We start from the raw sequence: 26,974 nt of genomic DNA, 5'->3' as shown, positions 1-26,974 counted from the left end.
GTTGTGGGTCCGGGTCTTGGTGATCGCTGGTTCGCGGTGCTGCCGGACAGTGCCGCGGGTGCCGCCGTGTGTGAGCGGCTGCCGGGGCGCCCGGCGTTGCTGTACGCGTCGGGGCACCCGTGTGTGCTGACCGGTTCATCGGTGGAACCGGTGGTGGCCGAGGCAGGCCGGACCCGGTTGGCGGTGATCGGTTGCACATCGGTCACCGCCGACCAACTGGCGCTGCTGGCGGGACGGATCGAATGCCTGGAAGACGCCGACGCGGTGTCCGCGTCGGCCGGTTGCTTCCATCTCGTGGCGGCGGTGGACGGGCAGGTGCGGGTGCAGGGCACCGCCTCAGGAGGACGGCGCGTGTTCCATGCCCGCGTCGGTGACACCGTGGTGGCTGCCGACCGGGCGAGCACGCTGGCCTACCTGACCGGCGCGAGCCTGGACGTCGACGCGCTCGCGGTGCAACTGGTGGGCAATGTTCCCCCCGTGCTCGCCATCCCGATGTGGCAGGGCATCGACCAGGTCTCGCCGGGCGACGCCCTTCACATCGACGCCCGGCGCATCTCGACCGGCCAGGTCTCTTTCCGGTCGTGGTGGTTCCCACCCGAACCCGAACTGTCCCTGGAAAGGGGCGCCCTGGCGTTCGCCATCGCGCTGAGCGATGCCGTGCAGGCTCGGATCGGGACCGGAGACACGGTCGAGTCGGACCTGTCGGGCGGGTTGGACTCCACACCGGTCAGTTTCCTGGCCGACGCCGCCGTCCGGCGACGCGGGGGACGCCTGGTCACCTTCAGCCAGGGGGTCGAGGACGCCGCTCACGACGACCACGTCTGGACCACCCGCGCTCGCCGTCACCTGAGCGGCGAACACCTCCACATGCCTTCCAGCGACGTGCCCGGCTGGTTCGCCGACAGCGCCACTCCCGTGCCCGGCCTGGACGAACCCACCCCGTGGCTGCGCGGCCTCGCCCAGACCACCACGATCTCGGCCCTGCTGGCCAAGCGCGGCGCCACCGTCCACCTGTCCGGTCACGGCGGCGATGAGGTCACTCTGCTGCCGAGGAGCTACCTGCACGACCTCGCACGCACCCACCCCGCCCTGTTGCTCCCCCACCTGCGCGCCGCCCGCGCCCAGGTCCGCTGGCCACTGACCGCCGCCCTGCGCGCCCTCGCGGACACGAAGAATTTCCCGGCCTGGCTCAACGCACAGATCCCGCTGCTCACCACACCGGTCCCACTTGCGAGCGGCCGGGACTTCGGCTGGCAGTGGCCGATACGACTGCCGGCCTGGACCACCCCCGCCGCCGTGGACGCCGTCACCCGACGCATACGACAAGCGGCGACCACCGCCCGCCCCTACTCTCCCCTGCGCGCCCAGCATCAGATCCTGAACAACGTGCGGATCAAGGCCGGCTCTTTCAACGCCATCCATCATCTGACCAGTCAGGCGGGCGCCGCTCTGCACGCTCCTTTCCTGGACGATCATGTCGTCACCGCGGCACTGGCGATACGCCTCGATCAGCGTGCCGCGCCGGGCAGGTTCAAACCCCTCACCACCACCGCGATGCGTCCCCACATGCCCGCCGAGTGCCTGGCCCGCACTACCAAGGCCGCGTTCTCAGCCCTCTTCTACGACGGCCTGCGCGCCCACCGCGACCAACTCCGGGCCCTGGCCGAGGGCTCCCGGCTGGTCGACCTGGGCTTCGCCGACCCGGAAGCGTTGCGTCGGGCGTACGCCTACACCCCCACCGACGCCGGTCGCAGCATGGTCGCCCTCGACTTGTTCGTCAGTGCCGAGAACTGGCTGCGCGCCCAGGATCCCCGGCTTCCCATGTTCCCTGCGACCGATGACGGTGACCATGCGTTTTCCTGACCACATCACGATGACCGCAGCCGAGAACGGCGCGGTCCTGCTGAACGGGCGAACCGGCCGCTACTTCCAGATCAACGCCACCGCCCACCTCGTCCTCACGGCTCTGCTGGACGGCGCCACTCCCGCCGAGGCTGCCGAACATCTGGCCGAGACCTATCCGGGCGCGGCCGACCGAGCCCAGGCCGACACCACCGACCTGATCACCCGGCTCACCATTATCGGACTCCTCATCCCATGAGCGTCGACTTCACTCACCAGCCACGTCCGCGCCTGCCCTTGCGGCACCGTCCCGCCGCCCTCGTCGCGGTCGGGATCGCCCATCTGATCGCCCGACAATCCCCCCTGCGCATCCAGACCGTGCTCACCCACGTCCGCCGCGGCGCTAGGCCCGCGACCGCCGTGCAGGCCAAAGCCGCCCGCGACGCCGTCATCGCCGTCAGTCTGTCCTGCGCCGGAGAGGGGTGCCTTCCCCGCTCCATCGCCACCGCCCTGCTCTGCCGTACACACGGCGTCTGGCCCACCTGGCGCACCGGCGTCCACATCCACCCCTTCACCGCCCACGCTTGGGTCGAGGCCGACGGTCACCCCATCGACGAACCCCACCCGCCCGGCTACTACATCCCCAACATCACCATCGCCCCGTGTGACGACCAGGGAAAGCGTCCGATCTCCGGCCGTGGCCGGCGGCGACGGTGACGGTAGCGGAGGGCTACCGCTGCAGCTCGATGAGCCGCTCGTAGCGGCTGACGGCCTGACGGCGCAGAGGACGGTCAGGGTCCGGCATGGTGATTCGGATCAGCTCGGAGGCTTGCCAGTCGAGCAGCCACGCGACCCACATCCATCTCGGTTCGCCGAGTGGTGGCACCCAGCCGTAGTAGCCGCCGTCAGGAGGAAGGGGGGAAAGGGACATCGTCTGTTCTCCGGAGGGGGCGGGATGGCCGTGGGACGGCGCTCAGGGGCCGCCATCCCACGGCCCGCCGTCCCAGGACCGGGTTGTGAGCTGGGGCGGCTGCCGTGGCTGGGGTTGCGGGGGTATAGCCACGGCCCGTGATGGCTGCTACGTCGCGGTTTGTCTCTTGGCGAGCGTGTCCAAACGCGCTTCTATCGCTGTCTCGCTCATCCGCACGGCTGAGAGCAGGTCGGTCATCAGCGGGTCCGGGATTGCGCCGAGTCCGAGTCCGGCGGACTGTACGGCCGAGGCGAGCGGCTGCTCCTCAGCGCCGATCAGCATCGCTCTGCATCCGTCGTGGGCGAGTATCTCGCGTGCGACGTACCCGTCTGCTGACGCGATGGCCTCGCTGATGAGGCGGGTGTACACCGTGCCGGACTTTTCGGGATCGGCGAGGGACGTGAGGTCGGCGACGGCCATGCCGAGGCGGGCCTGGAAGACGTCGTGTCCGGCCGGTGGCCTGCTGGCGAGGTACCACCCGATCATCCGGTCGGTCTCATGCTGGACAGGCCGGTTGTCGGCGAGGTGGCACATCACCGTCAGGGCCGAAGCTGACCGCGCACTACCGCTACCTGGAGGAGAGCGGCCGGAAGGACCACAAGGCCGGCGAGGGGCTGTCGGCCCGCACCGTGCGGTACGTCCACACCATCCTGAGCGCCGCACTCTCCGAGGCCGTGGACGCCGGCCTGCTGGCCCGCAACCCGGCGGACAAGGCCAAGCCGCCCACCGCCAAGCAGGCCAAGGCGCCCGAGATGCACCCGTGGACGACTGTCCAGCTCAAGGACTTCCTGGCCTGGTCGCGCGACCACAGCCACCTGCATGTCGCCTGGCACCTCCTGGCGCACACCGGCATGCGCCGCGGCGAGCTGCTCGCGCTGCGCTGGCGGCACATCGACCTGGAGGCCGGAACGGTCAGCGTCCGCCGGTCCGTGGGAGTCGTGCGGGTCAAGGGGGAGAAGGCCATCGTGAAGGAGGGCGACAACAAGACCGCCAAGCCGCGCGTGGTTGATCTCGACGCCGCCACGGTGGCGTTACTCAAGGCGTACAAGCGCGAACGGGGCGGGATGGCTCTACAGCTCGCCCGGGACGACGCGCTCGTCTTCGGCGACCAGGAGGGCAACCACCGGCACCCCGAGCGGTTCTCGCGCGGTTTCCAGGACCAGCTCGGGCGCTGCGCGAGGGCGTTCGAGAAGGCCGGCCGAGAGGCGCTGCCGCGCATCCGCGTCCACGACCTCCGCCATACCCACGCCACGATCCTCATCGCGGGCGGCAAGCCTCTGAAGATGGTCGCAGAGCGCCTCGGCCACGCCGACCCCGCCATCACTCTCCGGGTCTACGCTCATGTCATGCCCGGCAATCAGCGAGAGGCCGCCGACTGGTTCGCGGCCCTGGTCGAGAGCGCGTGATCCTCGTGCTCAGGCCCACAAGTATCAGCGGAGTATCACGGCTCGTTCTGGAGGCAGAAATGAAAGTGCCCCGAGCCTGTGACCTGCACATTCTCAGGGCCTTCATGGTGTCCGAGGGGGGACTTGAACCCCCATGCCCATCACTGGGCACTAGCACCTCAAGCTAGCGCGTCTGCCTATTCCGCCACCCGGACTTTGGTGCCTGCACGCGAGACCGTCATCCCGCGTCGGCTCAGTAAGGTTAGCAAACTCTGCGGACTGCGTCATACCAAGAATCCGGTCACTCTTCGGAGAGGCCTCGGCAAGGCCGGATGGGGTGGGCGGGAGCTCCGGATGACGATCTCATAGAGCGGCCGCCAGGGTATGGGGCGCTTGGGTCTGGTTTGAGTGCCGGAGGCTTGGTGAATTTCTGGGGCTCACGTGAAAAGGCCCTTGCGACCACCTTGGGTGCTGCTACGGTTACGGACCGTTGAGGGGTGAGTCCACGGGCCGGCCTCACGACGTGGGGCCGGTTCTGGAGTTCGGGAGGTCACGTGACGCGCGCGGTGGTGCAGCAGATGAGGGCGATGTCCCTCGTTGCTCGCCGTCTGCCCGTGACCGTCTCGGGGCAGGACGCGACCACCGATCGGGTTGACCGGATGGCGCGGTTCGCGGCCGGTGCCCGTCGGCTCGTCGTGCGGGCAGTCGCGATTGGCGCCCTTGTGGCCGCCGGGTGGCTGCTCGCTGTTCTGTTCGGCATGCTCACCGCTGCTCCGGCGGCCGCGGACGCCACCGCGGCGACAGGCAAGACCGCGACTGCGGTGACAGGAGCGGCCGCGGAGGCCGACTCCACCCAGGCGTTCGCACCCCATGCCCTCGTGGGCTCGGGCCACCTCACGGCGTCGGACAACGCCGAGGCGATGGCCGGGCGCACGGTCGACGGGCTCAACAGCCAGCAGGATCCTGGTCTGCCATCACCATCCACCGCCCGGACGATCCTGGACACCAACGGCTTGGTGCCCAACGGCGGTGGCAGCGGCCCGTTCGGGCCCGCTGCGGGGGACGTCGCGAGGTCCGTCATCGACCCGCGGCTCCAGGCGCGGCGCGCTCTCCTGGCGCACGTGCTTCCCCCCGTCGTCCGCACAGCGGCGGACGACCCGTCTTTCTCACCTGACTGATCCCCGCCCTGACACCGGTCGGTCCATCAGTTCCTTTCACGACTCAAGACCGGTCCTTTCCCTGAAACAGCGGCGGAGCGCGGCCTGATCCCCTCCGCCGGCGGGTGACACGTCAGTTCAACCGGTTCGCGAGTCCGAGGTCTCCGCTGTGTGTGAGCCTCACCTGGCCTCGGGCTGCGCGCGATCCGTTCAGGTATCCCCCCAAGAACCACTAGGAGCATTCATCATGCGTACGTGGGCCAAGGCATCGACTCCTGCCGCCCTTCTCGCTGTGGCGGTCATGTCGTTCGGCGGAGGCAGCGGCACCGCCAACGCCGACACCTCGGGCAACGCGTCGATCGGCGGCGGCAACCAGGTCGACCTGCCGATCTCTCTGCCCATCGACATCAGCGGCAACTCCATCGTCGCGGCCGGCTCGGCGGATGCCTCCTCGCAGGGCGGCGCCGAGGTCGTGAACCACGGCAGGACCGGCATCCCCAACAGGACCTCCGGCCACGCTTCCGTCGGCGGCGGCAACCAGGTCAACGTTCCGATCAGCGCCCCGGTCAGTGCCTGCGGCAACGCGGTCTCGCTGTTCGGCAAGTCCGACGCCGGCTGCAAGGGCGGCGCCACCACACGTAACCAGGGCCGGGGCGGTGCGGGCGGCAACCGCACTTCCGGCGACGGGAGCGTGCTCGGCGGCAACCAGGTCAACGCTCCGATCTCCGCCCCGGTCAGTGCCTGCGGCAACGCGGTGGCGATCTTCGGCGACGCCACGGCAGGCTGCAACGGCGGCGCGAGCGTCTTCAACACCGGCGCGGGCGGCAACCGCACCTCCGGCCACGGGAGCGTCCTGGGCGGTAACCAGGCCGGTGCGCCGGTCGGTGCGCCGGTCGGCATCTGCGGGAACGCGGTGGCCGTGTTCGGGCGGGCGTTCTCCGGCTGCAAGGGCGGCTCATCCGTGGCCGGAAACGGGCGCCAGGCCTATCAGGGCCGCCCCATGGCCGCGGGCTCGACGGGCAACGACACGGACGGGCGCTTCGCGGCCGGCAGCGGCAACCAGGTCGTCGCCCCGGTCGCCATCCCGATCGACGTGTGCGGCAACGCCGTCGGCAACGCGTCCGCCGGGTGCCGGGGCGGCGCCACGGTCGACAACCCGGGTGGGCACGGCACGGGGGCGGGAGCGCCGGGCGGCAACCACACCTCCGGGCAGGCGGGCGTGCTGAGCGGCAACCAGGCGGTCGCGCCGATCGCCGCGCCGGTCAGTATCTGTGGCAACGCGGCAGCCCTGGTGGGGCAGGCGTTCGCCGGCTGCAAGGGCGGCGCCTCCGCGAAGCGGGGCGCGGGCGGCAACCACACCTCCGGCCAGGCGGGCGTGCTGAGCGGCAACCAGGCGGTCGCCCCGATCGCCGCCCCGGTCGACATCTGCGGGAACGCGGCCGCGGTGCTCGCGGCGTCCGAGGCGCACTGCAAGGGCGGAGCGGGCGTCTCGCCGCGCAACGGCGTGGGCGGCGGCAACTGGACATCCGGCAGGGCCGGGGTGCTGGCCGGCAACCAGATCGTGGCGCCGATCACCGCGCCGCTCAACGTCTGCGGCAACGCCGTGGCCGTTCTGGGCGACGCCGCGGCAGGGTGCCTCGGCGGGGCGAACGTCGGCAGGCCAGGATACGACGGTCACTTCCACCGCTACACCCACGCCACCGACAGGGTCGCCGCCGCCAAGGGCGGTGTGCTGCCCACGCTGCCCGCGGTCCCGGCCCTGGAGGGGCTGCAGGGCGTCCCTGCACTGAGCGGCCTGCAGGGCATCCCGGCCCTGGGCGCCCTCCAGAGCGCCACGGGAGCCGTCCAGAGGCAGGGCGTCGCCGGGGTGGCCCGGCAGGTGCAGGACGTCTCCGGGGTCACTCAGCTCGAGGCCGTCTCCGATGTCACCAGGCAGGTGCAGGACGTCTCCGGGGTTACCCAGCTCGAGGCCGTCTCCGGCGTCGCCAGGCAGGTGCAGGACGTCTCCGGCGTCGCCTCGCTCGAGGGCCTCGCCAAGCAGGGCGCGGACCTGACCGCGCTGCCACTGGTCGAGGACGCCTCCAGGACGCTCAGCCTGCCGGGGCTGCCCGAGTTGCCCGGCCTGCCCGTCCAGGCGCAGAACCCGGCCAAGCCGGCCAAGGCCGCCATGTCCGGCCGCGCCGACCGCAGTGGCCATGGCGTCGGCGGCCCGGCCTCCCCGCTCAGCCCCGCGACCGACCTGCTCGCCTCCACCCCGGTCGGCGGCACGGTGACTTCGGTCACCCACGGTCTGCCCATCGGCGACGTCGGCCTGATGAGCGCCGAGCAGCCCGCCGGGGTCACCGGGATGAACCCGAGCTCGCTGCTCGCGCTCGTGCTCGGCTCGATGCTCGCCGCCTCGGCGACCCTGTTCGCATCGGCCCGCCGGTTCCGGTTCGGCCGTAAGTAAGGGTATCGGCGAGTACGTCTACGAGGACGGCTACTGCTCACGGCCCGTGAGTAGTCGGCAATAGATGCTTTGCCCGTTCCGGGGGCGCGGCCCGGGACGGGCAAAGCCATGTCCGCGTTCACAGCGTGCTGCGTACTCGCATGATCTTGCGGCGTAGCCGTACGTGACGGCTGCCGTCCGGATGGACGCGTACGCGGGCGAGCTCCCACTTACCGTACTCTGCGTGTTCGGTCAGCAGTTGACGTGCTGCTTCGCGAGTGAGGTCGCGCGGAATGAAGATATCCATGTAGGAGTAGTCGAGCACAACGATTAGTCTCCAAGGTGAGTCAGGGCGCCATGCCGCTCGATGGGCCTTATTCTGCGTCCTTGTGGGTGGACCCGGAAGGTAGTGGGTAGCCCGGGGGAAGGAAATTTCCGCGAGTCGGGTTACCTTTCAGTCTGTGCCGACTCCCGGCAGGGGGATTTGCAAGCGAACAGCGAGGTAGGAAGCAGCGTGCCAGCCAAGAACGGCAGCGCCGGCGGAACACGCCTGGTGATCGTCGAGTCGCCGGCCAAGGCGAAGACGATCGCCGGGTACCTCGGGCGCGGCTACATCGTCGAATCGAGCATCGGTCACATCCGCGACTTGCCGGAGAAGGCCGATGACATCCCCGAGGAGCACCGGGGCAAGCCGTGGGCACGCTTGGGGGTGAATGTCGAGCACGAGTTCGAGCCGCTGTACATCGTCAACCGCGACAAGGAGTCGCAGGTCGGCAAGTTGCGGCGGTTGCTGGAGGGCGCCGACGAGCTCTACCTGGCCACTGACGAGGACCGCGAGGGCGAGGCCATCGCCTGGCACCTGCGCGAGGTGCTCAAGCCCAACGTGCCGGTGCACCGCATGGTGTTCCACGAGATCACGCAGCAGGCCATCAGGGACGCTGTCGCCAACCCGCGCAGCCTCAACCTCCGCCTCGTCGACGCCCAGGAGACCAGGCGCATCCTCGACCGCCTCTATGGCTACGAGGTCAGCCCCGTCCTGTGGAAGAAGGTCAAGCCGCGCCTGTCGGCCGGCCGGGTCCAGTCGGTCGCGACGCGGCTGGTGGTGGAGCGGGAGCGTGAGCGCATCGCGTTCACCTCGGCCCACTACTGGGACCTGCAGGCGCTGTTCGACACCGGCAGGGCCGAGGAGCGGCCGCGCGACTTCAGCGCGACCCTGGCGGCGGTGGACGGCAAGCGGGTGGCGCAGGGGCGCGACTTCGCCAGCACGGGGCGGCTCAAGACGGCCGACGTGCTGCACCTGTCCGAGGCCGCCGCGGGCGAGCTGGCGGGCAGGCTGCGGGAGACGTCGTTCGCGGTCAAGTCCGTCGAGCGCAAGCCGTACACGAGGAAGCCGTACGCGCCGTTCCGGACGACCACATTGCAGCAGGAGGCCAGCCGGAAGCTGGGGTTCTCCGCGAAGTACACCATGCAGGTGGCGCAGCGGCTCTATGAGCAGGGCTACATCACCTACATGCGTACCGACAGCATCACGCTGTCGGAGACGGCGGTGGCGGCCGCGCGGTCGCAGGCGATCAAGCTGTACGGCGCCGCGTACGTGCCCGACAAGCCCCGCGTCTACACCAGCAAGGTCAAGAGCGCGCAGGAGGCCCACGAGGCGATCCGGCCATCGGGCGAGGAGTTCCGCACGCCGGGCGAGACCGGGCTGTCCGGTGACATGTTCCGGCTTTACGAGCTGATCTGGCAACGGACCGTGTCCTCGCAGATGAAGGACGCGGTCGGCGAGTCGGTCACGGTGAAGGTGGGCGGCAGGTCGTCCTCGGGCGAGGACGTCGAGTTCAGCGCGTCCGGGCGGACGATCAAGTTCTACGGGTTCCTCAAGGCGTACGTCGAGGCGACGGACGACCCGTCGAGCGACCGCGACGACTCCGAGAAGCGGCTGCCGAATCTGGCCGAGGGCGACGGGCTGAGCGTGACGCGGCTCGACGTGGCCGGGCATTCGACGAAGCCGCCCGCGCGGTACACCGAGGCGTCGCTGGTCAAGGAGCTGGAGGATCGGGAGATCGGGCGGCCTTCGACGTACGCCTCGATCATCGGGACCATCCTCGACCGCGGTTACGTGTTCAAGAAGGGCACGGCGCTGGTGCCGTCGTTCCTGGCGTTCGCCGTGGTCAACCTGCTGGAGCAGCATTTCGGCAACCTGGTCGACTACGACTTCACGGCCGAGATGGAGAAGGTCCTCGACGACATCGCCAACGACCGGGCGGAGCGGGTGCCCGAGCTGCGGCGCTTCTACTACGGCAGCGACGGCGACGAGGGCCTGAAGGAGATGGTGACCGACCTCGGCGACATCGACGCCAAGGAGATCAGCTCCTTCCCGATCAAGGGGACGGACATCGTCATCCGGGTCGGGCGATACGGCCCCTACCTGGACAGAGACGGCGCCCGGGTGAACGTGCCCGAGGACATGACGCCCGACGAGCTGACGGCGGAGAAGGCCGAGGAGCTGTTCTCACGGCCCACCGGTGACCGGGAGCTGGGGCACGACCCGGTGTCCGGGCACATGATCGTGGCCAAGGACGGCAGGTTCGGGCCTTATGTGACGGAGATCCTTCCCGAGCCGGCCGAAGAGGCGCCGAAGAAGCGGACGAAGAAGGCCGACGCGCCGAAGCCGCGTACCAGCTCGCTGTTCAAGACCATGTCGCTGGACAAGATCACGCTGGAGGACGCGCTCAAGCTGCTGTCGATCCCCAGGCTCGTGGGCGAGCTGGAGGGCCAGGAGGTCGTGGCGCACAACGGGAAGTTCGGCCCGTACCTGAAGAAGGGGACGGACTCGCGGTCGCTGGCCTCGGAGGATGACCTGTTGACGGTCACGATCGATCAGGCCAAGGAGCTGTTCGCGCAGCCCAAGCAGCGCGGGCGGGGTCGCGCCGCGGCCGCGGCGCCGCTGCGTGAGCTGGGGGAAGACCCTAAGTCCAAGAAGCCGGTCGTGGTGAAGGAGGGCCGGTTCGGCCCGTACGTGACCGACGGCGAGACGAACGCCTCGTTGCGCAAGGATGACACGGTCGAGGAGATCACGATCGAGCGGGCGGCCGAGCTGCTGGCCGAGCGCCGCGAGCGGGCGCCCGCGCCGAAGAAGACCACCAGGAAGGCTCCGGCGAAAAAGCCTCCCGCAAAGAAGCCGGCGGCCAAATCGTAAGTAGCATCTATTACGTGGTGATCCTGATCTTCGTCGGCCTGATCCTGCTGGCGCACTATTACCTGTGGCAGCGGATGGTGCGCTCCACCACGGGCCCCGGGCGGCTGCGCAAGGCGCTGACCTGGGGCTTGGTAGGACTGGTCGGGCTCGTCGTGGCGACGTTCACCGGCACGCGGATGGAGTTCGGGCACTGGCTGGCCTGGCCGGGCTTCCTCTGGCTGGCGGTGATGTTCTACCTGCTCGTGTTCCTCGTCGTGCTGGAGGTTCCGCGGGCCGTGGCGGGGCTGTTCCTGCGCCGGGCCGAGCGGCGACGGGAGCGTGCGCCCGAGCCCGTCGCCGTGCTGGCGGGCACTGCGGCGCCGGGCGAGGAGGCGCAGGTCGCACCGGCCGCGGCCGTCGAGGAGGAGCAGGTCGCGCCGCCCGCTCCGATGAGCAGGCGGCTGTTCCTCGGGCGGACCACCGCCGCGATCGCCGGGGTGGGCGCGCTGGGCGCGGTCGGGTACGGCGTGACCAGCGCCTTCGGCGACCCCGTGATCGAGCGGGCAAAGGTCGCGCTGCCGAAGCTCGATCCGCGGCTCGGCGGCCTGCGGTTCGCCGTGGTGAGCGACATCCACCTGGGGCCGCTCACGGGCAAGGCCCACACCGAGCGGATCGTCCGCATGATCAACGGACTCGAGGCCGACGTCGTGGCCATCGTGGGCGATCTGGTGGACGGGTCGGTCGCCCAGCTGGGGGCGCTGGCGCAGCCGCTGAAGAACCTCGAGTCCCGTTACGGGGCATATTTCGTGACCGGTAACCACGAGTACTTCGCCCCCGGCGGGTTCACCGAGTGGATCGAGGAACTCGATGAACTCGGCGTCCGCTCGTTGCGAAACGAGCGTGTGGAAATCAGGCACCAGGGCGCCGTGCTCGACCTGGCCGGGGTGAACGACCTCAACGGCGAGTCCGCGGGCGACGGCCCCGACTTCGGCAAGGCGCTCGGCAACCGCGACACCAGCCGGTCCACGGTCCTGCTCGCGCACCAGCCGATCCAGGTGGAGCAGGCCGCGCGCCACGGCGTCGACCTCCAGCTGTCCGGGCACACGCACGGCGGGCAGATGGCGCCGTTCAACCTGGTCGTGGGGCTGCAGCAGCCGGTCGTGTCCGGGCTCGCCACGGTCGGCGGGGTGCAGGTCTATGTCACCAGGGGCGCCGGGTTCTGGGGGCCGCCGGTACGCGTCGGGGCCCCGCCCGAGATCACGATGCTCGAACTGACTTAGTGTGATCCAGTAGTCACGGGCCGCCATCTTGCCGTAGTATCCGTCCGGATACTTTTCGGAGGTGGGCATGGTCTCTTCCCCGGTGGAGGCGGCGCTGGCGTCCGACGTCGCCGCCTGGGCCAAGCGCGGCGGGCTGCTGTTCAGGCAGGCCAGGCATGCCGCGAGCATGAACCAGAAGGCGCTGGCCAGCGTGAGCGGCACGTCGAGGACCACGCTGTCGGCCTACGAGCACGGCAGGAAGTCACCGACGCTCGAGACCGCCGGGCGCATCCTGGACGCGGCGGGGTTCCGGCTGGTGCTCGAGCCGAAGGTGGAGTTCGCCGGCCGGATGCGCGGCGACGGCCGGGCGTTCCACGTGCCGAGCCGGCTGCAGCGGCTGCCGGTCGCCGCGGCGCTGGGCGTGGCGCGGCTGCGCGACCGGGTCTACGACCTGGCCGACCGCGAGCAGCGGCGGGCGGCGTACACGCTGCTACTGTGCGAGGGCACCCCTCGGGAGTTGCTGGACCACGTGGACGGGGTGCTGCTCGCTGATCTCTGGGATGAGCTGGATCTACCGCCCGATATCCGGGCGGAGTGGCGGTCTTTGGTGGAAGAAGCTCGACATGGGGCCGGAGTTATCAATTGATGATGTTTTCGGGGACCTACTCGAGCTGTGTAACCTGCGCACGAGCCCGCCAACGTAATACCCTCGGCCACGAGCCGCCGGGAATATCCGGCTCGTCTCTTGTCCACCCGCTTCTGGCCCACCTGGATACGCTGAAATCATGACTGCCCCTGGCCGACGCCGCCCAACTCACGTGCTGGCCAATGCGCCGTTTCGACGGCTCTGGATGGCCATGTCGGTGTGCAGTCTGGGTGACTGGCTGAATATCCTGGCGCTGACCGCGCTGGCCGCCAACCTCACCCGCAACGACGACTACCGTGTGCAGTCGCTGGCCGTCGGCGGCGTGTTCATCGCCAAGATGCTGCCGGCCGTCCTGCTCGGGCCGCTCGCGGGGGTGTTCGCCGACCGGTTCGACCGGCGGCTGACGATGTTCGTGGCGGACCTGGCCAGGTTCGCCGTGGTGCTGTCGATCCCGGTGGTCAACAGCTATCAGTGGGTGATCATCGCGACCATCCTGGTCGAGTGCGTCAACCTGTTCTGGGTCCCGGCCAAGGACGCCACGGTGCCCAACCTGGTGTCGAAGGCGCAGCTGGAGGCGGCCAACCGGCTCAACCTCATGGTCACGTACGGCAGCGCGCCGGTCGCGGCCATGCTGTTCGCGGCGCTGTCCGTGGTGGGCGACCTGATGACCGGCCTCGTGCCGTTCCTGGACGGCCGGGACGCCACCGGGCTGGCGCTGATCGTCAACGCCTGCGCCTACCTCGTGTCGGCGTTCCTGATCTTCACGCTGCGCGACATCCCCAAGCGCGACGGCACGATCTCCACGCCCTCCGTGCTCAAGCAGATCGTCGAGGGCTGGCGGTTCGTGGGCGGCAACCGGCTGGTGCGAGGGCTGATCATCGGCATGCTGGGGGCGTTCGCCGCCGGCGGGGCCGTGGTTGGCGTGGCGAAGATCTACGTGGGCACGCTCGGGGGCGGCGACGCGGCCTACGGTGTCGTGTTCGCCGCGGTCTTCGTCGGCATGGCGCTGGGCATGTTCTTCGGGCTCCGGCTGCTGCGCGAGCTGTCGCGGCGGCGGCTGTTCGGGCTGGCCATCACGGTCGCCGGGCTGCTCCTGGTCTCGATCGCGCTGGTGCACAACCTGGTGATCGTGGTCATGCTGACCGTGCTGCTCGGGGCGTGCGCGGGGATCTCCTGGATCATCGGCTACACGCTGATCGGGCTGGAGGTCGAGGACGGGCTGCGGGGCCGTACGTTCTCGTTCCTGCAGTCGACCGCCCGCGTGACGCTCCTGCTCGTGGTCGCCGTGGCCAGCCCGCTGGCGGCGCTCTTCGGCACGCACGAGCTGGCGCTGGGCGAGTTCGGTTACCGCTTCGACGGGACCAACCTGGTGCTGGTGATCGGCGGGGTGCTGGCGATGACCGTCGGCATCCTGGCGCTGCGCCACATGGACGACAGGAAGGGCATCCCCCTGTCGGGTGACCTGATCGCCGCTGTGCGCGGCGAGCGGTTCCCCGCCGAGGCGGCCGAGCACGTGCCCGGGCTGTTCGTGGCGTTCGAGGGCGGCGAGGGATCGGGCAAGACGACCCAGTCACGGCTGATCGCCATCTGGCTGCGCGACCAGGGATACGACGTCGTGCAGACGCGCGAGCCCGGCTCGACCAAGGTCGGCATGCGGCTGCGGGCCATCCTGCTCGACGCGGCCGAGCGCGGGCTGTCGGCGCGCTCGGAGGCGTTGCTGTATGCCGCCGACCGGGCCGAGCACGTCGAGAAGGTGATCCGGCCGGCCCTCTACCGGGGCTCGCTGGTGATCACCGACCGCTACGTGGACTCGTCGCTGGCCTATCAGGGCGCGGGGCGGGCGCTCGACCCCAAGGACGTTTCCAAGATCAACGCATGGGCGACGGGCGGGCTGGTGCCGCACCTGACCGTGCTCATCGACACGCCGCCAGAGGTGGGGCTGACCCGGCTGGGCGGGGCGGTGGACCGGATCGAGGCGGAGCCGCTGGAGTTCCACGAGCGGGTGCGCAAGGAGTTCCGCGCGCTGGCCGCCGCCGCTCCCGAGCGTTACCTCGTGGTCGACGGCACGCAGCCGCTCGAGCTGATCACCCGCACGATCCAGGACCGGATCCGCGACATCCTGCCCGACCCGGTGCCCCGGGAGTCGGAGGACGCCACGGGCACGATGCCCGCCATCCGCGACTAGGCCGACGTCCCCCCGTCCGCGCCCGGTCGTTGTGCCACGTAAGGCCGAGTGCAACTAGCCTTACCCCGTGACGGTTTTCGATGACCTCGTCGGGCAGGATCAGGCGACAGCCGTGCTGTCGCGGGCCGCGGCGGCGGCCGGAGAGGTCGTCAGCGGCGGGCGCGGGGCTGGGATGACGCATGCCTGGCTGTTCACCGGCCCCCCAGGCTCCGGTCGGGAGTACGCCGCCCGCGCCTTCGCCGCGGCGCTGATGTGCCCCGACGCCGGTTGCGGCCACTGCGACCAGTGCCATCAGGTGATGATCGGTTCCCATCCCGACCTGGAGTCCGTACGCCCCGAGGGCCTGTCCTACAGCGTCAAGCAGACTCGCGAGCTCATCCTGCGGGCGGCAGGGGCGCCGACGCAGGGCCGGTGGCGGGTCATCCTGTTCGAGGACGCCGACCGGGCCACGGAATCGGCCGCGAACGCCCTGCTCAAGGCCATCGAAGAGCCGCCGCCCCGCACCGTGTGGCTGCTGTGCGCGCCCGCCCTCGACGACTTGGTGATCACCATCAGGTCGCGGTGCCGGCTGGTCACCCTCACCACCCCCAGCACGGAGGCGGTCGCCCACGTGCTGGCCACGCGCGACAGCGTGCCGTGGGAGACCGCCACGTTCGCCGCCCGGGCCGCACAGGGACATATCAGCAGGGCGCGGGCGCTGGCGCTGGACGAGGGTGCCAGGCGGCGCCGCGAGGCCGTGCTGAGCATTCCACGCTCGCTCACGGGGGTGGGGGAGTGCATCACCGCCGCCGAGCGGCTGGTGAAGACCGCGGAAGAGGAGGCGGCCGCGGCCACGGCCGCGCTCAACGATGACGAGACGTCTGAGCTGCGCAAGATCTATGGCGAGGGGTCCACGGGCAAGGGCCTCAATCGGGGGCTGGTGCGAGGCGGGGCCGGGGCTTTGAAGGAGCTGGAGGACCGGCAGAAGTCGCGGGCCACCCGGATCAAGCGGGACTCACTGGACGCGGCGCTGCTGGAGCTGGTGTCGTTCTATCGGGACGTGCTGGCGATGCAGTTCGGGGCCGCGGTGGAGCTGGCGAACGACGACATCCGGTTCGATCTCGATCAGCTCGCCAAGCGGCTGACGCCCGAGGAGACGCTGCGGCGGATCGATGCGATCATGCAGTGCCGGGAACGGCTCGCGGCGAACGTCAACCCGCAGATCGCGGTCGAGGCGATGATGCTGGCGTTGCGCGGCTGACTTGACGCAAGGCTTCGGGACAGGGTGGGCGGAGGCCGGCGGAAGATAACGGAGTGACCGGAGCAGCAGACGAGGCCGCCGGGCGTCTCTGTTACGTGGAAGTCGAAATGCTCACCCAAGAAGAGGCCCTGGCGCGGGAGCGGGTCGACGTGGCGTCGATCTTCGCCGAGCATCATGTGGGCCTCGTACGGCTGGCTCTGATCATGGTCGGCGATCAGGCGACCGCCGAGGACGTCGTGCAGGAGGCGTTCGCGCGCACTCATGCCGGCCGGACCAGGCTGCGAGACGCCGACAAGGCGCTGGCCTACGTGCGCTCCGCGGTGCTCAACGGGTGCCGGTCGGTGCTGCGCAGACGGGCGACGGTGTTCCGGCGGGCGGTGCCGTACGAGCCGCCCGTCTGGTCGGCGGAGAGCGCCGCGCTCGTCGGCGAGGAGCGGCGGGAGGTCCTGCTCGCCCTGCGCGAGCTGTCACGCAGGCAGCGCGAGGCGCTGACGCTGCGCTACTACTTCGACCTCTCCGACCAGGAGATCGCCGAAACCATGGGGATCAGTGCCAGCACGGCCAGATCCACGATCGCGCGAGGGCTGGCCGCCCTCGGCCGGGCACTTGGGGAGGGTTCATGAACAGCCCGATGGAAGACAGACTGCGTCAGGCGCTCAGCGAGGCGGGGGCGACGATCGACACCAGCACGCTCAGGCCGCTGCGGGCGCCCGAGCGGCGGCGGTTCCGGGTGGATTTCCGGCTGGTGGCCGTGGCGGCGGTCGTGGTGGTCGCGGGGGCGGCGACCGCCGTGGGGCTGGGCGGTCCCGAAGGCGAGGACCGGGTGGTGGCGACGAACCCGGAGCAGGCGGATATGGCCGTCTTCTTGTGCACGAAGTCAGCGCCGAAGGAGACGCTGTGCCGGGGGCGCGACGCCAGCGTGGAAGAGGTGCAGGCGGTCGAGCGGGCGCTGACGCGGCTGCCGCAGGTCGAATCGGTGTTCTTCATGGACCAGGCGCGCACCTACGACGACTTCCGGGTGCAGTTCGCGAACAACAAGGCGCTGCTGGACTCGGTCAAGGTCACCGACCTACCGACGTCGTTCCGACTGAAGATCAAGGAGGGGGCTGACCGGCGCGAGGTGCAGCAGGCGCTGACAGGGCTGACAGGAGTGCCCGGGGTACAGAGTGTTGTGGACCAGAAATCCGCCTCTGTCGAGGTCGAGGCGTCGGCTGAGCGGCTGTCGGAGCCGCGGCTCAGCGTGTTTCTCTGCGGCAAGGAGTCCAGGCTGCCGGCGTGCGGTGCTGAGCGCGAGCCCCGAAGCAACGACGAACTCTCTACCAAGCGGGGCAAGGGAGCGACGAACGCCCAGAAGGCGGCCATCAGGAAGCTGATCGAGGCCACGCCCGAGGTCCACTCGTACGTCTTCGAGGACAAGGAGACGGCATACGAGAACTTCGTGCGCGCGTACAAGGACAACAAGGTGCTCGTCGAGGCAACCAGCGTGGAGGACATGCCTGAATCCTTCCGGCTGATGCTGAAGCCGAACACCGACTGGGCCGAAGTGGTCGCCAAGCTGAAGCGGCAACCAGGGGTGGCCTCAGCCAACTACACCCCCTGCCTGGCCGATCAGGCCCCGCTGGAGATCGACTACGGGTTGTTCCTGCCGGACAACAAAGTGTGCCCGATCAGCAAGTGATCCGGCGAACATCCGCCCCCGCACCCCCTGACCTTTCGCGTACGGAGCCACGTAATGTGGCAGCGAAGGCCGCAAGAACCCCCTAGGCCGTCAGGAGGCGAGCTCGAGCCCATGGGAATGATCATGGCCGTGAGCTTTACCCGCTACGGGAGGCTCTACTACCTCGATCCCGGCGGGCACAGTCCGAAGGTGGGCGACAAGGTGCTCGTGCCGACGGACTCGGGTCCGGAGGTGGCGGAGTGCGTGTGGGCGCCGCAATATACGAGCGAGGACATCGACGGGCTGCCGGTGTGCGCGGGGTCGGCGGGCGAGGAGCACCTCGCCCGCGACGAGTCCAACAAACGCCGCAGGGCCGAGGCCCGCAGCGTGTCCAAGCGCCTGATCAAACGGCACACGCTGCCGATGAAGGTGGTCGGGGTCGACTACCTCGACGAGGACAACACCTACACGGTCTATTTCTCGGCGCCCCACCGGGTGGACTTCCGTGCCCTGGTACGCGACCTGGCCCGCAACCTCCGGGCCCGGGTCGAGCTCCGCCAGATCGGGCCCAGGGACGAGGCGCGGCTGCAGGGCGGCATCGGCCCCTGCGGCCGCGACCTGTGCTGCGCCACGTTCCTGAAGGACTTCGAGCCGGTTTCGGTGCGGATGGCCAAAGATCAGGACCTGCCGGTCAACCCGCTACGGATCGCGGGGGCGTGCGGGCGGCTCATGTGCTGTCTGAAGTACGAGCACCCGCTGTATCAGGAGTTCCGGGCGTCGGCTCCCCGGGTGGGGGCGAGCGTGGAGACCCCGCAGGGGGGCGGGACCGTAGTGGGGCACAACGTACCGTCCGACTCGGTGGTGGTGCGGCTCAACGATGGCGGACGACGCTGTGCGTGCTCGAAGGCCAGCGTGTGCTCGCCGCGGAAGGCGTACGACTCGACGTACGGGGGTGAATCGGGCGGGGAGCCCGTTTAGGGTCGGTGTACGGTCTGCCGGGCATCGGATGATCGATGGGAGCGAGAACCCTCGCACTCCTGTAGACTCTTCCACGCTGCAACGGCACGCCGCCTTAGCTCAGTCGGCCAGAGCACTTCACTCGTAATGAAGGGGTCTCGGGTTCGAATCCCGAAGGCGGCTCCCAGGTCAAAGGCCCTCCCGGATGATCCGGGAGGGCCTTTCGCATGGGCGTACAGCAGCGAAGTACAGCTACGCCCTCAGTCCGTGTCGCGCTTCTACCGTCGAGCCCGACCTACTCGTCGCCGTTCTCCAGCTCGTCCCGAAGCTTGTCCAGGGTCCGTCCGTCGGGCAGTTGCCACATAACCCATCCGTTGGCCTGGCTGCCGGTCACCGCGCTCGCGGCCTTGGAAGGGGAGCTGTACGCCCGGCTCTTCCCTTCCACCATGATCGAGCCATTAGCGAGAACGGTGGCGTTGGCAGCGCGGCTAGCCCTCTTCTGCTCGAGGCGCAGCTGCGTGCCGGGCTTGAGGAGGCCGCTAATGAGCAGCGGCGCGAGGGGGCCAGTGGGCACGACGGGGGGTTCGGTGAGATCCCCAGCCGAGCCCTCGTCACTGAGGTTGATGGCCAGGTTGATGGGACCGGCGTCGGATTCCAGGAGACGGGAATAGACGTTCATGGTTACGGAGATCTGCGAATGCCGCAGGATTCGCATGGCCACGCGTGGGTGCACGCCGAGGGCCGCCAGCATCGAGGCGCAGGTGTGACGGGTGTCGTGGAAGCGGATGCGCGGCAGGCCGGCCTTTCTCGCGTGGAGTTCGAATGAGCGGTTGAAGTTGCGCGGCTCGATCGGCGTACCCCACTTGGTGGTGAAGACGAGGTTCGAGGCTCGCCACCTGTGACCGGCCGTTTGGACGAAGCGCAGCTCACCGCTGACGCGCTGGAGCGTCTGCACCACTTCCAGGGTTCCCGTGTCGGGGAAGCGCTGCATCACGTCCCCGACGTGATCTTCCACGAGGACGCCAACCAGGCCAGAACCGGCCAACTCCCGCACGTCATGGCCGCCATCCGCAACTTCGTGATCGGCGCATTCCGGCAGAAAGGCATCGTCAACATGGCCCAAGCACGCCGGCGCCACACCTACGATCCACACCGCATGCTGGCGCTGTTCTCGCTATGACAAAACCCGTCAGATCAGCTCAGATCCTCGATATGCCGGGGCCCTGGGTGTTTACCAAGGCCGACGCCCTGGTGAAGGACCCGGGGCCTATGAACACTGAGCGTGTCGGGAGTTGCGGACTCAGTTCCAACAGAGGCGCTGGTACGATCACCGTCGAGCGGAACGCGCCACAGCAACTCGTCGGCAATGGCGCGTCCGCTAGGCGAAACTTCGGCGGGAGACCAGACCTTATTTCGGCTGGCGCTCGCTCGACCTCAGAGTTTTACATGCACTCGAATGCTGGCCGTACCCCGTTCTCCCTTTGCTGTGATAAGCCAGCAGCCGGGCCCAGGAAATTGAATCCTCACCGGTAAAGGGCCGGGCAGCCCTTCTGCGGTGGGTGATTTTTGAACGACGCCGGTGCCTTGGGTGCCTTCAACACCCTGGATGGTTACGTCAGGAGAATGCTGGCTGTCGACCCATAGGGGGAACTTGCCAGCCGCGCCTTCCCCTTCTCTAGCCACGACATCGCCCCAGCGCGCACTTTCAGGCGCAATGAACCATACGTCACCGGACCCGACGCCTCGCACCATGTCCGCCGCCCTCATGGCCGAGGGAACCTCCGCGGATAGCGTGATGAAGTCATCGCAAGAGGCGGTCATTGTCGTAGCCCCGCAGCCTCCGATCGCAAAGCCAAGGCCGCATGCGACGGATACCGAAGCGACAGAGAACCGTCTCCTCCACTCACGTGAGCGCACTCTGACCGAGCACCAATACAAGCGGAAGCATAGCCATAACTATCACACCGATCATCTGGATGATCCTTACGGAAGGGGGGCGTTTAAATTCTCCGGCATCCCTCGATACCGCTATCAGAAGGGGTATGCCGAAGGCTGTGCCGTACACCAGTCCACCCCATTGCGGAAAGATGTTGAGGAATGCACCGAACAGCAATATCCACGAGGTGAATGATACACGGAACGTGCTCCCTATAAGCCCGGTATCCAGCCCCCAGAACAGCGGGGTGACCCACCATGGCTGCCCCTCTCGATGGGCGAGGGACTTCGCAGTCTGGCGTTTGATTCCTAAGGAATAGGACCCCTTCCAAGCTGCCCGAACGTCCACGGCGATCGCCACGACGACGGCAACCGAGCACGCGACCAGCGCTACCGGTCGGGAGACGTACCCGGTTAGGGTCGTACCAACCTGATAAACCAGCATCACGAGGAATGCAGCCATCGCAACATGCGCTACTACCAGCGTTGCTGCGAAACGCATCGCATCACGCCGGTGGGATGACGAACCCCCTTGCACGAAGGGGCGGATTACTCCGATGAATGACTGCCCTCAAGGGCTGAACAGTTGGGCGAACCCAGCGATCGCGGCTATGCTCACCGCCCAGATGGAGACCACATCCATGGCGTCCGGACCCTACCAGCGGAACCAGATGGAGCAGGCGAAGGGACCGGTGTAGCAGTCCCTTCCTCTCGAGCACTCGCCGCAGCCGAAGGTCGTGCTACCCGAGACGCAGGTCCACATGGTTCTGTAGTAGCCGCTCGGGCAGGTGTAGCGGTCTGGTTCCACTTGGTAGCGGCACCGCGTGCAGCTGGCCAGGCTGCAGCAGGGCGAGCCGAGGCAGTCGGCTGCAGCGGGGGAGGCGTTCAAAAGCGTCGCCACCCCCGCGATGAATGCGGCGGCCGAGGCGAGCAGGATGGGCCGGCGTCCCGTGTCGTTGCCCTCCTCAAGCTCCGGGCCCGATGATTCAACGCATTCAAGCGCGGTCATAACTTGATCTTCCCTTCGCTGGCGAACGTGAGCGACGATGGCAGCGTCCGAGCCGACAGCAGTGGCTTCAGCTGCCGGAACGACGGGATACTCTGCGCGATCAAGGGCTCGCCCTCCTGATAGAGGACGGCCGAAGGCGTGATGTTGATGCCGAGCGCTGCGGCGACACTGCCATCGAGGTCAACCGTGGCGCGATCGTGCGGATAGCTTGCCGCGGCGAGCCATTCCGCGCCCTCTTCAGCGGTATGTGCATGCTCCAGCACGACCCAGACATTGGATGCCGTCGAAGGGCTCAGCTCGTTGGCGATCGACCGGCAGGTATTGCAGGAGGTGGACAGGAACAGAACCAGAAGGTGCGGCGCCGAATCGAGTGCGGAGGGCAGGCCGATAACGGACGGAGCTATCGGCCCCTGCGGGAGGGCGATGGGCTCAGGGTTGTCTTCAAGCTTGAGCTTGGCGCGTATCAGTTCAAGAGTCTTGTACTGATCGACGAGGGCGAGCAGGCAGATGACGACGAGAACGCTGAGCACGCCGACGACCAGCCATAGTACGATCACTGTGTCTCCAGGACTCTCAAATAGGAGCGGTTCCGCAATGCCGGCCGCAGGAACGATCGGAGAACGACGAAGACAGCCAGCGCGAGCCCGCTGACGGGGATGTACTCAACTCCGGCGACTCCGCCGTCCGGCAGGTAGTAACTCATCACCGCCACCGCCAGCCACGCCGGCAACGCCATCAGCTGACGTGCTCCCAGGTTCGCTTCTCCAGCTTGGCCGTAGCAGGCGCAACGGATGTTCTGCTTCCGCACCAGAGCAGTCAGTGCTGCCGCTGCGAAGGACAGGCCGAGCCCTGCGACCAGAGCGCTAGTGGTCAGTTCGTGCGGTATGGCGATGAGGCTGAAGGCGGTCCCGATCTCTACCAAGGGCACAAAGACCGAAATTATCTTTGGCGAAGGCACTTTGAGGGCGGTCAGAGTTTGCCGGAAAGAGCTGGGGGAGGAAAGTTTCTGTGCTGCCGCATAGAGCAGCAGGAACGCCACCGCGAACCGAATGCCGATGGCTACGGCAACTAGCATTTATGCGGCTCGGGACGAGAGTACCTGCGCTGACGGGAGCTCGGTGTCGAGAACGCAGACTTCTACACGCATCGAGCTCCGCCCGACGGGCAACTCGAACTCGGCGAGGCGGACGCCGTCAACACTCAGCTCCCCGCTGGGAAGCTTCTTAGGAACGCCGGATACCCAGTGGCATACCGGAATCGCCGCGACGGCGTAACCCGGCCAGCTGTCCACTACCGTTACCAGGTCCCCGGTTCGTGGAACAAGCCCGTTGGGGAACCCTACATAAGGAACGGTCTCGGCAGATTGAACGCTCCTAATCCCCTTTTTAGTCGGACGGTCCACTGTGACCTGGTCGTCTTTGACGGCCACTACTCGCGCGACATCGGCCCGAGAGGTTGCTGGCGGGGCGGATGCCAAGTCGCCGCTGGGAGGGCTGTCCGAAGCGGATGCACTACTGGCTGTTGCGACTACGGCGGCCGTAGCTGCAGCGGCGGTGGCTCCCGCCCTTAATACCTGCCTGCGGGTTGGCTGTCGATTCCCCATGAACGACTCCAGAGTATTGATCGCTTCCCCGAACATGATCAACAATCCTTTGTCAGATTGGTTCTGTCAAGGGTTGATTTTCTGCTGAGATTGAGCGATGTACTGAGCCCTTTCGTACGCCCAGCAGAATGGAGGTGACGCTACGTGAGTAGATGATTTTCGTGTCCGCAGCAACAGGGGCTGATCGCTACTCGAAGAGGTCCTGGCCCTCGCGGCCCGAGGGGTCCATGGTGAGCAGGCTTTCGTGGAGCGATTGCACTGCGCGGCCGGTGAGTTCGCCTGCCGCTGTGGTCTCTACCAGCCGCCAACCGGGGTAGTCGTCCGGTGCATCGTCGTCCTGGCCATAGGCGGTGAGGCGGTACAGCAGGCCGAAGGCTGCTTCATAGGCCGAGGTGCGCGCGAGCTGTGTAAGGTCGTCGCGGTTTGCTCCGTTGGAGAGCAGGCGGTGCGCCGCCGGGATCGTCTCCAACGAACCGGGAGCGACCTCATCCAGGGCCAGTTGTAGCTTCACCGGATGCATGAACGCACCAGCCAGAGATCCGGCACTCGCTGTACCTCATCGATGAGCATGAGGACAGACAAGCATCGACGTTAAATCTGCCAAAGATCGTCTCCGCTCGCCACCAAATGGCGGCAGACCAGGGCGTCTGCCGATTGTGAGGGCGAGATCGGGATGCGCCTGGGACGGTTCGCGCTCTTCCGAAAACTGATCCGGGTAGGGGAGGTGTGCCGGGCTCACCGCTGGCCTATCAAGACACCGGGAGGAGAGATGCCGCATGCCACGCCGAGTCAAGATCGAAGGCGACAGGTATCACGGACGCGTGCCGGAGGGGGCCGTCTATGTCGGCAGGGCGGCACCCGGCCTGAAGGCGAGCCCGTACAGCAGCCCTCACAGCGTGGGACAGCGGGGATGCCGGGCTTGCGGTGGCCGGGTCCACGAACGGAGCGAGGTGATCGAGCTTTACCGTGTCCATCTACGCGAGCATCCCGAGCTTGTCGAGCAGGGCCGTCGTGAACTCGCCGGCAGGGATCTCGCTTGCTGGTGCCCGCCGGAGCAAGGGTGCCACGCTGACGTTCTGCTTGCCGTCGTCGCCGGTCAGGAACCGTGAGCACGGATGCCCGGGCGTTTTTCGTGGGTCCACCGCTGTGACACGCCGCGAGGGAGGAACGTGACACGGTGGGCGAGCAGACGATCGGTCTCTTCTCTCGTACAGTGGTCCGTTCTGCGAGTGGAGGCGTGATGGTGGATGACGGGCGGCGGCGGTTCGCCGAGCGGGAGCAGTTGAGTGGGATTGTGCGGGAGGTTTTCGGGGCGGACTGCCGGCTGAATGCGGTGGAGCGGCTTCGGGGTGGCAGTAAGAAAGGGGTGTATCGGCTTTCGTTTGGTGACGGGCTCAGTGCTGTTCTGTACGCCTGGAGCGCCGATGAGGACTTCTGGCCGGCCGGGTCGCAGGGCGGGGAGGCGGATCCGTTCAGTCATGCCTCGGGATTGCGGCTGTTCGAGGCCGGGCAGGCTCGGCTGAGCTCTTTGGGGGTGCGGGTTCCTGAGCTCTATTTCGCCGATCGGAGCAGGAAGCACCATCCGGAGGCCGATATCGCGTTGATCGAGGACGTCCGCGGCGGGACGTTGGAGACGCTGCTTCGCGACGATCCGGTCGAGGGCGAGCGGGTGCTGGATCGGCTGGCAGCCGGTTTGGCGGCGATGGGGCGGGATCGGGCGCGGCACCTGGGGAAGGTCGCGTCAGTTGAGGACGGTATGGCCCCGCAGGGGCGGTCTTCGGTGGAGGTGGTCCTGGAGCGGGCACTGAAGGATCTCGGCGAGGCGGCGGGGCGGGTCGAGCGCATTGACCAGGCTCGTGAGGGGTTCGAGCGAGCTCTGAGGGGGATGGCCGCCGTTGTGGAGCCGCGGGAGGATTACGGGCTCATCCACGGTGAGCTGGGGCCCGATCACGTGCTCGTCAACGATCAAGGGGAGCCGGTGCTCATCGATATCGAAGGGACGATGTTCTTCGATGTCGAGTGGGAGCACGTGTTCATGCAGTTCAGGTTTCACGAATTCTACGAGCGGCTGCGTATTGACGGGCTGGACGAGCGGCGGATGCGGCTCTATCGGCTTGCCCAGCATCTGTCGCTCGTCGCTGGGCCCTTGCGGCTGCTGGATGGGGACTTTCCGGATCGCGAATTCATGATAGGGATAGCAAAAGGTCACACGGAGGGTGCGCTCAGGTTTCTCCGCGACTACCGCACGCCGTGAGCCGCCGATGAGTTCCCGTGGGGATGGGCGTCATATGGGTATGCGGAAAGTCATCTACTCGATGCTGATCTCCCTCGACGGCTACGTGGAGTCGCCCAACGGCGACATCGGCTGGACCGGGCCCGACGACGAGGTCCACGCGTTCATCAACGACCAGGCCCGCGACCTGGGCGGCAGCCTGTACGGCCGCCGCCTCTACGAGAACATGTCCGCCTACTGGCCCACCGCCGACGAGCGGCCGGACGCACCCCAGATCGAGGTGGACTTCGCCAGGACCTGGCGGGCCATGCCCAAGTACGTCTTCTCCAAGACGCTCGACAAGGTCGAGTGGAACAGCACGCTCGTCACCGGCGACCTGAAGGAGGAGGTCCTGAAGATCAAGCGGCAGGAGGGCGGCGACCTCGACGTGGGCGGGGCCACCCTGGCGGGGAGCCTGCTGCGGCTCGGGCTGATCGACGAGTTCCAGATCTTCATTCACCCGCTCGTGCTGGGCGCGGGCAAGCCGTTCTTCCCCCCGCTCGACAGCGCCATCAGGACGCGGCTGCTGGAGACCCGTGCGTTCGCGTCGGGCATCGTCTACCTTCGCTACGAAGTCACGTGAACCTTGCGCCCGGACAGGAAATCACTTAAGAAGGTTTCCTATTAGTTATGGGGTGAGGCAGGTGCCCAGGAGGCTCGTCGCGGTGGCGCTGGGCCTCCTGCTGCTGATCTCCGGCTGCGGTCAGTCCCAGGCCGAGGCGCCGGTCAACGCCGACGACGTGATGTTCGTGCAGATGATGGTGCAGCACCACCGGCATGGAATCGAGATCGCCAAGGTGGGCACCGCCCGAGCCGCCATGCCCGAGATCAAGACGCTCACCGCGGCCATCGAGAGCACGCAGCAGAGCGAGGTCGAGATGATGCTGCGGTGGCTGCACTCCTGGGATCAGCCGCTCACGGCGCCGACGGGCGCGCACGATCACCATGGCGGCATGGCGCAGACCGACGTCAAGCGGATCCAGGCGCTGAAGAAGTCGAAGTCGTTAGAGCGTGACCTGCTCAACCTGCTGATCGCGCACCAGGACGACGCCGTGCAGATGGCGGGCACGGAGGTCTACAGCGGGGCCAACCCGACGGTCAAGGAATGGGCCCGGCAGGTGCAGGTCTCGAGGAAGGGGCAGATCGACCTGATGACGAATCTGCTCAAGCGGGCAGGTGGCTGACGAAGTCGCGTCCTCGTCGTTGCGGCTGACCCCCGGCTCCATGGCCAGCACCACCACAACCGGCGATCCA

Annotated in this window: 27 protein-coding genes and 2 tRNA genes; 20 read left to right on the top strand and 9 right to left on the bottom strand. The window is 67.9% G+C overall.

The features are described 5' to 3' along the window. Positions 1 to 3 precede the first annotated feature (3 nt). The 3 genes from EJK15_RS09060 to EJK15_RS09050 are packed head-to-tail and all read left to right on the top strand — an operon-like array spanning position 4 to position 2,559. Positions 4 to 1,863: an asparagine synthase-related protein gene (locus EJK15_RS09060; protein WP_138709928.1), complete on the top strand. Its 1,860-nt coding sequence runs from the start codon at positions 4 to 6 to the stop codon at positions 1,861 to 1,863. Then, on the top strand, positions 1,850 to 2,101 hold the full coding sequence (locus EJK15_RS09055) for a lasso peptide biosynthesis PqqD family chaperone (RefSeq protein WP_138709927.1): 252 nt from the start codon (positions 1,850 to 1,852) through the stop codon (positions 2,099 to 2,101). The genes EJK15_RS09060 and EJK15_RS09055 overlap by 14 nt, the downstream gene beginning before the upstream one ends. Next, the gene (locus tag EJK15_RS09050; RefSeq protein ID WP_138709926.1) at positions 2,098 to 2,559 is read left to right on the top strand and encodes a lasso peptide biosynthesis B2 protein; all 462 of its coding nucleotides are present in this window, start codon (positions 2,098 to 2,100) and stop codon (positions 2,557 to 2,559) included. Before EJK15_RS09055 ends, EJK15_RS09050 begins: the two co-directional genes overlap by 4 nt. A gap of 13 nt (positions 2,560 to 2,572) precedes the next feature. Here EJK15_RS09050 and EJK15_RS09045 read toward each other — a convergent pair whose 3' ends face one another. Together EJK15_RS09045 and EJK15_RS09040 are read right to left on the bottom strand one after the other, a co-directional pair. After that, positions 2,573 to 2,773, bottom strand: a complete 201-nt coding sequence (locus EJK15_RS09045) for a hypothetical protein (protein ID WP_138709925.1) — start codon at positions 2,771 to 2,773, stop codon at positions 2,573 to 2,575. A gap of 147 nt (positions 2,774 to 2,920) precedes the next feature. Further along, positions 2,921 to 3,298 (bottom strand): hypothetical protein, encoded by a 378-nt coding sequence (locus tag EJK15_RS09040; protein WP_138709924.1) that lies wholly within the window; start codon positions 3,296 to 3,298, stop codon positions 2,921 to 2,923. Between the two features lie 143 nt (positions 3,299 to 3,441). On the opposite strand from EJK15_RS09040, the gene EJK15_RS09035 reads away from it, so the two are divergent. Then, positions 3,442 to 4,218, top strand: a complete 777-nt coding sequence (locus EJK15_RS09035) for a tyrosine-type recombinase/integrase (protein WP_138709923.1) — start codon at positions 3,442 to 3,444, stop codon at positions 4,216 to 4,218. Between the two features lie 105 nt (positions 4,219 to 4,323). Here EJK15_RS09035 and EJK15_RS09030 read toward each other — a convergent pair. Beyond that, a tRNA-Leu gene (locus EJK15_RS09030) sits at positions 4,324 to 4,412 on the bottom strand. A gap of 339 nt (positions 4,413 to 4,751) precedes the next feature. On the opposite strand from EJK15_RS09030, the gene EJK15_RS09025 reads away from it, so the two are divergent. After that, entirely contained in the window at positions 4,752 to 5,375 is a 624-nt protein-coding gene (locus tag EJK15_RS09025) for a hypothetical protein (protein WP_240776855.1), read from the top strand. A gap of 226 nt (positions 5,376 to 5,601) precedes the next feature. Continuing rightward, positions 5,602 to 7,803, top strand: a complete 2,202-nt coding sequence (locus EJK15_RS09020) for a chaplin family protein (RefSeq protein WP_138709922.1) — start codon at positions 5,602 to 5,604, stop codon at positions 7,801 to 7,803. A gap of 118 nt (positions 7,804 to 7,921) precedes the next feature. Here EJK15_RS09020 and EJK15_RS09015 read toward each other — a convergent pair whose 3' ends face one another. Continuing rightward, positions 7,922 to 8,107, bottom strand: coding sequence for a DUF5703 family protein (locus tag EJK15_RS09015; protein ID WP_138709921.1), 186 nt, complete (start codon positions 8,105 to 8,107; stop codon positions 7,922 to 7,924). 189 nt (positions 8,108 to 8,296) lie between these two features. On the opposite strand from EJK15_RS09015, the gene topA reads away from it, so the two are divergent. The 9 genes from topA to EJK15_RS08970 all read left to right on the top strand — a co-directional run bounded on the left by topA (position 8,297) and on the right by EJK15_RS08970 (position 19,084). Beyond that, the gene (gene topA, locus EJK15_RS09010; RefSeq protein ID WP_138709920.1) at positions 8,297 to 10,978 is read left to right on the top strand and encodes a type I DNA topoisomerase; all 2,682 of its coding nucleotides are present in this window, start codon (positions 8,297 to 8,299) and stop codon (positions 10,976 to 10,978) included. Between the two features lie 14 nt (positions 10,979 to 10,992). Further along, a complete protein-coding gene (locus EJK15_RS09005; RefSeq protein ID WP_206060734.1) occupies positions 10,993 to 12,237 on the top strand; it encodes a metallophosphoesterase in 1,245 nt (414 codons plus the stop codon). Positions 12,238 to 12,304: 67 nt separating this feature from the next. Further along, positions 12,305 to 12,862, top strand: a complete 558-nt coding sequence (locus tag EJK15_RS09000) for a helix-turn-helix transcriptional regulator (RefSeq protein ID WP_138709919.1) — start codon at positions 12,305 to 12,307, stop codon at positions 12,860 to 12,862. Positions 12,863 to 13,001: 139 nt separating this feature from the next. Next, positions 13,002 to 15,047, top strand: a complete 2,046-nt coding sequence (gene tmk, locus EJK15_RS08995; protein ID WP_138709918.1) for a dTMP kinase — start codon at positions 13,002 to 13,004, stop codon at positions 15,045 to 15,047. A 67-nt stretch (positions 15,048 to 15,114) separates the two neighbouring features. Beyond that, positions 15,115 to 16,287, top strand: a complete 1,173-nt coding sequence (locus EJK15_RS08990) for a DNA polymerase III subunit delta' (protein ID WP_138709917.1) — start codon at positions 15,115 to 15,117, stop codon at positions 16,285 to 16,287. 107 nt (positions 16,288 to 16,394) lie between these two features. Continuing rightward, positions 16,395 to 16,910, top strand: a complete 516-nt coding sequence (locus EJK15_RS08985) for a SigE family RNA polymerase sigma factor (RefSeq protein ID WP_138709916.1) — start codon at positions 16,395 to 16,397, stop codon at positions 16,908 to 16,910. Further along, positions 16,907 to 17,965: a permease-like cell division protein FtsX gene (locus EJK15_RS08980; protein ID WP_171074191.1), complete on the top strand. Its 1,059-nt coding sequence runs from the start codon at positions 16,907 to 16,909 to the stop codon at positions 17,963 to 17,965. Before EJK15_RS08985 ends, EJK15_RS08980 begins: the two co-directional genes overlap by 4 nt. A 117-nt stretch (positions 17,966 to 18,082) precedes the next feature. After that, positions 18,083 to 18,922, top strand: coding sequence for a PSP1 domain-containing protein (locus EJK15_RS08975; RefSeq protein ID WP_138709975.1), 840 nt, complete (start codon positions 18,083 to 18,085; stop codon positions 18,920 to 18,922). A gap of 88 nt (positions 18,923 to 19,010) precedes the next feature. Beyond that, a tRNA-Thr gene (locus EJK15_RS08970) sits at positions 19,011 to 19,084 on the top strand. 112 nt (positions 19,085 to 19,196) lie between these two features. On the opposite strand, the gene EJK15_RS70330 is transcribed toward EJK15_RS08970, so the two are convergent. Then, positions 19,197 to 19,892 carry a restriction system modified-DNA reader domain-containing protein gene (locus tag EJK15_RS70330; protein ID WP_240776859.1) on the bottom strand — a complete coding sequence of 232 codons (696 nt, stop codon included), beginning with the start codon at positions 19,890 to 19,892 and terminating at the stop codon, positions 19,197 to 19,199. Between the two features lie 12 nt (positions 19,893 to 19,904). Here EJK15_RS70330 and EJK15_RS70325 point away from each other — a divergent pair, with 12 nt between their 5' ends. Beyond that, positions 19,905 to 20,081 (top strand): hypothetical protein, encoded by a 177-nt coding sequence (locus tag EJK15_RS70325; protein ID WP_171074189.1) that lies wholly within the window; start codon positions 19,905 to 19,907, stop codon positions 20,079 to 20,081. A gap of 723 nt (positions 20,082 to 20,804) precedes the next feature. On the opposite strand, the gene EJK15_RS08960 is transcribed toward EJK15_RS70325, so the two are convergent. From EJK15_RS08960 to EJK15_RS08945, 4 genes are all read right to left on the bottom strand, one after another. Further along, positions 20,805 to 21,299, bottom strand: coding sequence for a hypothetical protein (locus EJK15_RS08960; RefSeq protein WP_138709914.1), 495 nt, complete (start codon positions 21,297 to 21,299; stop codon positions 20,805 to 20,807). A 542-nt stretch (positions 21,300 to 21,841) separates the two neighbouring features. Beyond that, positions 21,842 to 22,402 (bottom strand): hypothetical protein, encoded by a 561-nt coding sequence (locus EJK15_RS08955; RefSeq protein WP_138709913.1) that lies wholly within the window; start codon positions 22,400 to 22,402, stop codon positions 21,842 to 21,844. Continuing rightward, a complete protein-coding gene (locus EJK15_RS08950; RefSeq protein WP_276615373.1) occupies positions 22,399 to 22,920 on the bottom strand; it encodes a MauE/DoxX family redox-associated membrane protein in 522 nt (173 codons plus the stop codon). The genes EJK15_RS08955 and EJK15_RS08950 overlap by 4 nt, the downstream gene beginning before the upstream one ends. A 715-nt stretch (positions 22,921 to 23,635) precedes the next feature. Continuing rightward, entirely contained in the window at positions 23,636 to 23,968 is a 333-nt protein-coding gene (locus EJK15_RS08945) for a hypothetical protein (RefSeq protein ID WP_138709911.1), read from the bottom strand. A gap of 256 nt (positions 23,969 to 24,224) precedes the next feature. On the opposite strand from EJK15_RS08945, the gene EJK15_RS08940 reads away from it, so the two are divergent. From EJK15_RS08940 to EJK15_RS08925, 4 genes are all read left to right on the top strand, one after another. After that, positions 24,225 to 24,557 (top strand): DUF4326 domain-containing protein, encoded by a 333-nt coding sequence (locus tag EJK15_RS08940; protein ID WP_138709910.1) that lies wholly within the window; start codon positions 24,225 to 24,227, stop codon positions 24,555 to 24,557. Positions 24,558 to 24,688: 131 nt separating this feature from the next. Next, positions 24,689 to 25,702 (top strand): phosphotransferase, encoded by a 1,014-nt coding sequence (locus tag EJK15_RS08935; protein WP_138709909.1) that lies wholly within the window; start codon positions 24,689 to 24,691, stop codon positions 25,700 to 25,702. Positions 25,703 to 25,742: 40 nt separating this feature from the next. Continuing rightward, positions 25,743 to 26,303 (top strand): dihydrofolate reductase family protein, encoded by a 561-nt coding sequence (locus EJK15_RS08930; protein WP_138709908.1) that lies wholly within the window; start codon positions 25,743 to 25,745, stop codon positions 26,301 to 26,303. Positions 26,304 to 26,364: 61 nt separating this feature from the next. After that, positions 26,365 to 26,904 (top strand): DUF305 domain-containing protein, encoded by a 540-nt coding sequence (locus EJK15_RS08925; RefSeq protein ID WP_138709907.1) that lies wholly within the window; start codon positions 26,365 to 26,367, stop codon positions 26,902 to 26,904. The last annotated feature ends 70 nt before the right edge of the window (positions 26,905 to 26,974 follow it).

This window comes from Nonomuraea basaltis (genome assembly GCF_005893125.1).
Taxonomy (GTDB): domain Bacteria; phylum Actinomycetota; class Actinomycetes; order Streptosporangiales; family Streptosporangiaceae; genus Nonomuraea; species Nonomuraea basaltis.
This window is presented reverse-complemented; position numbering and strand designations above follow the sequence as displayed.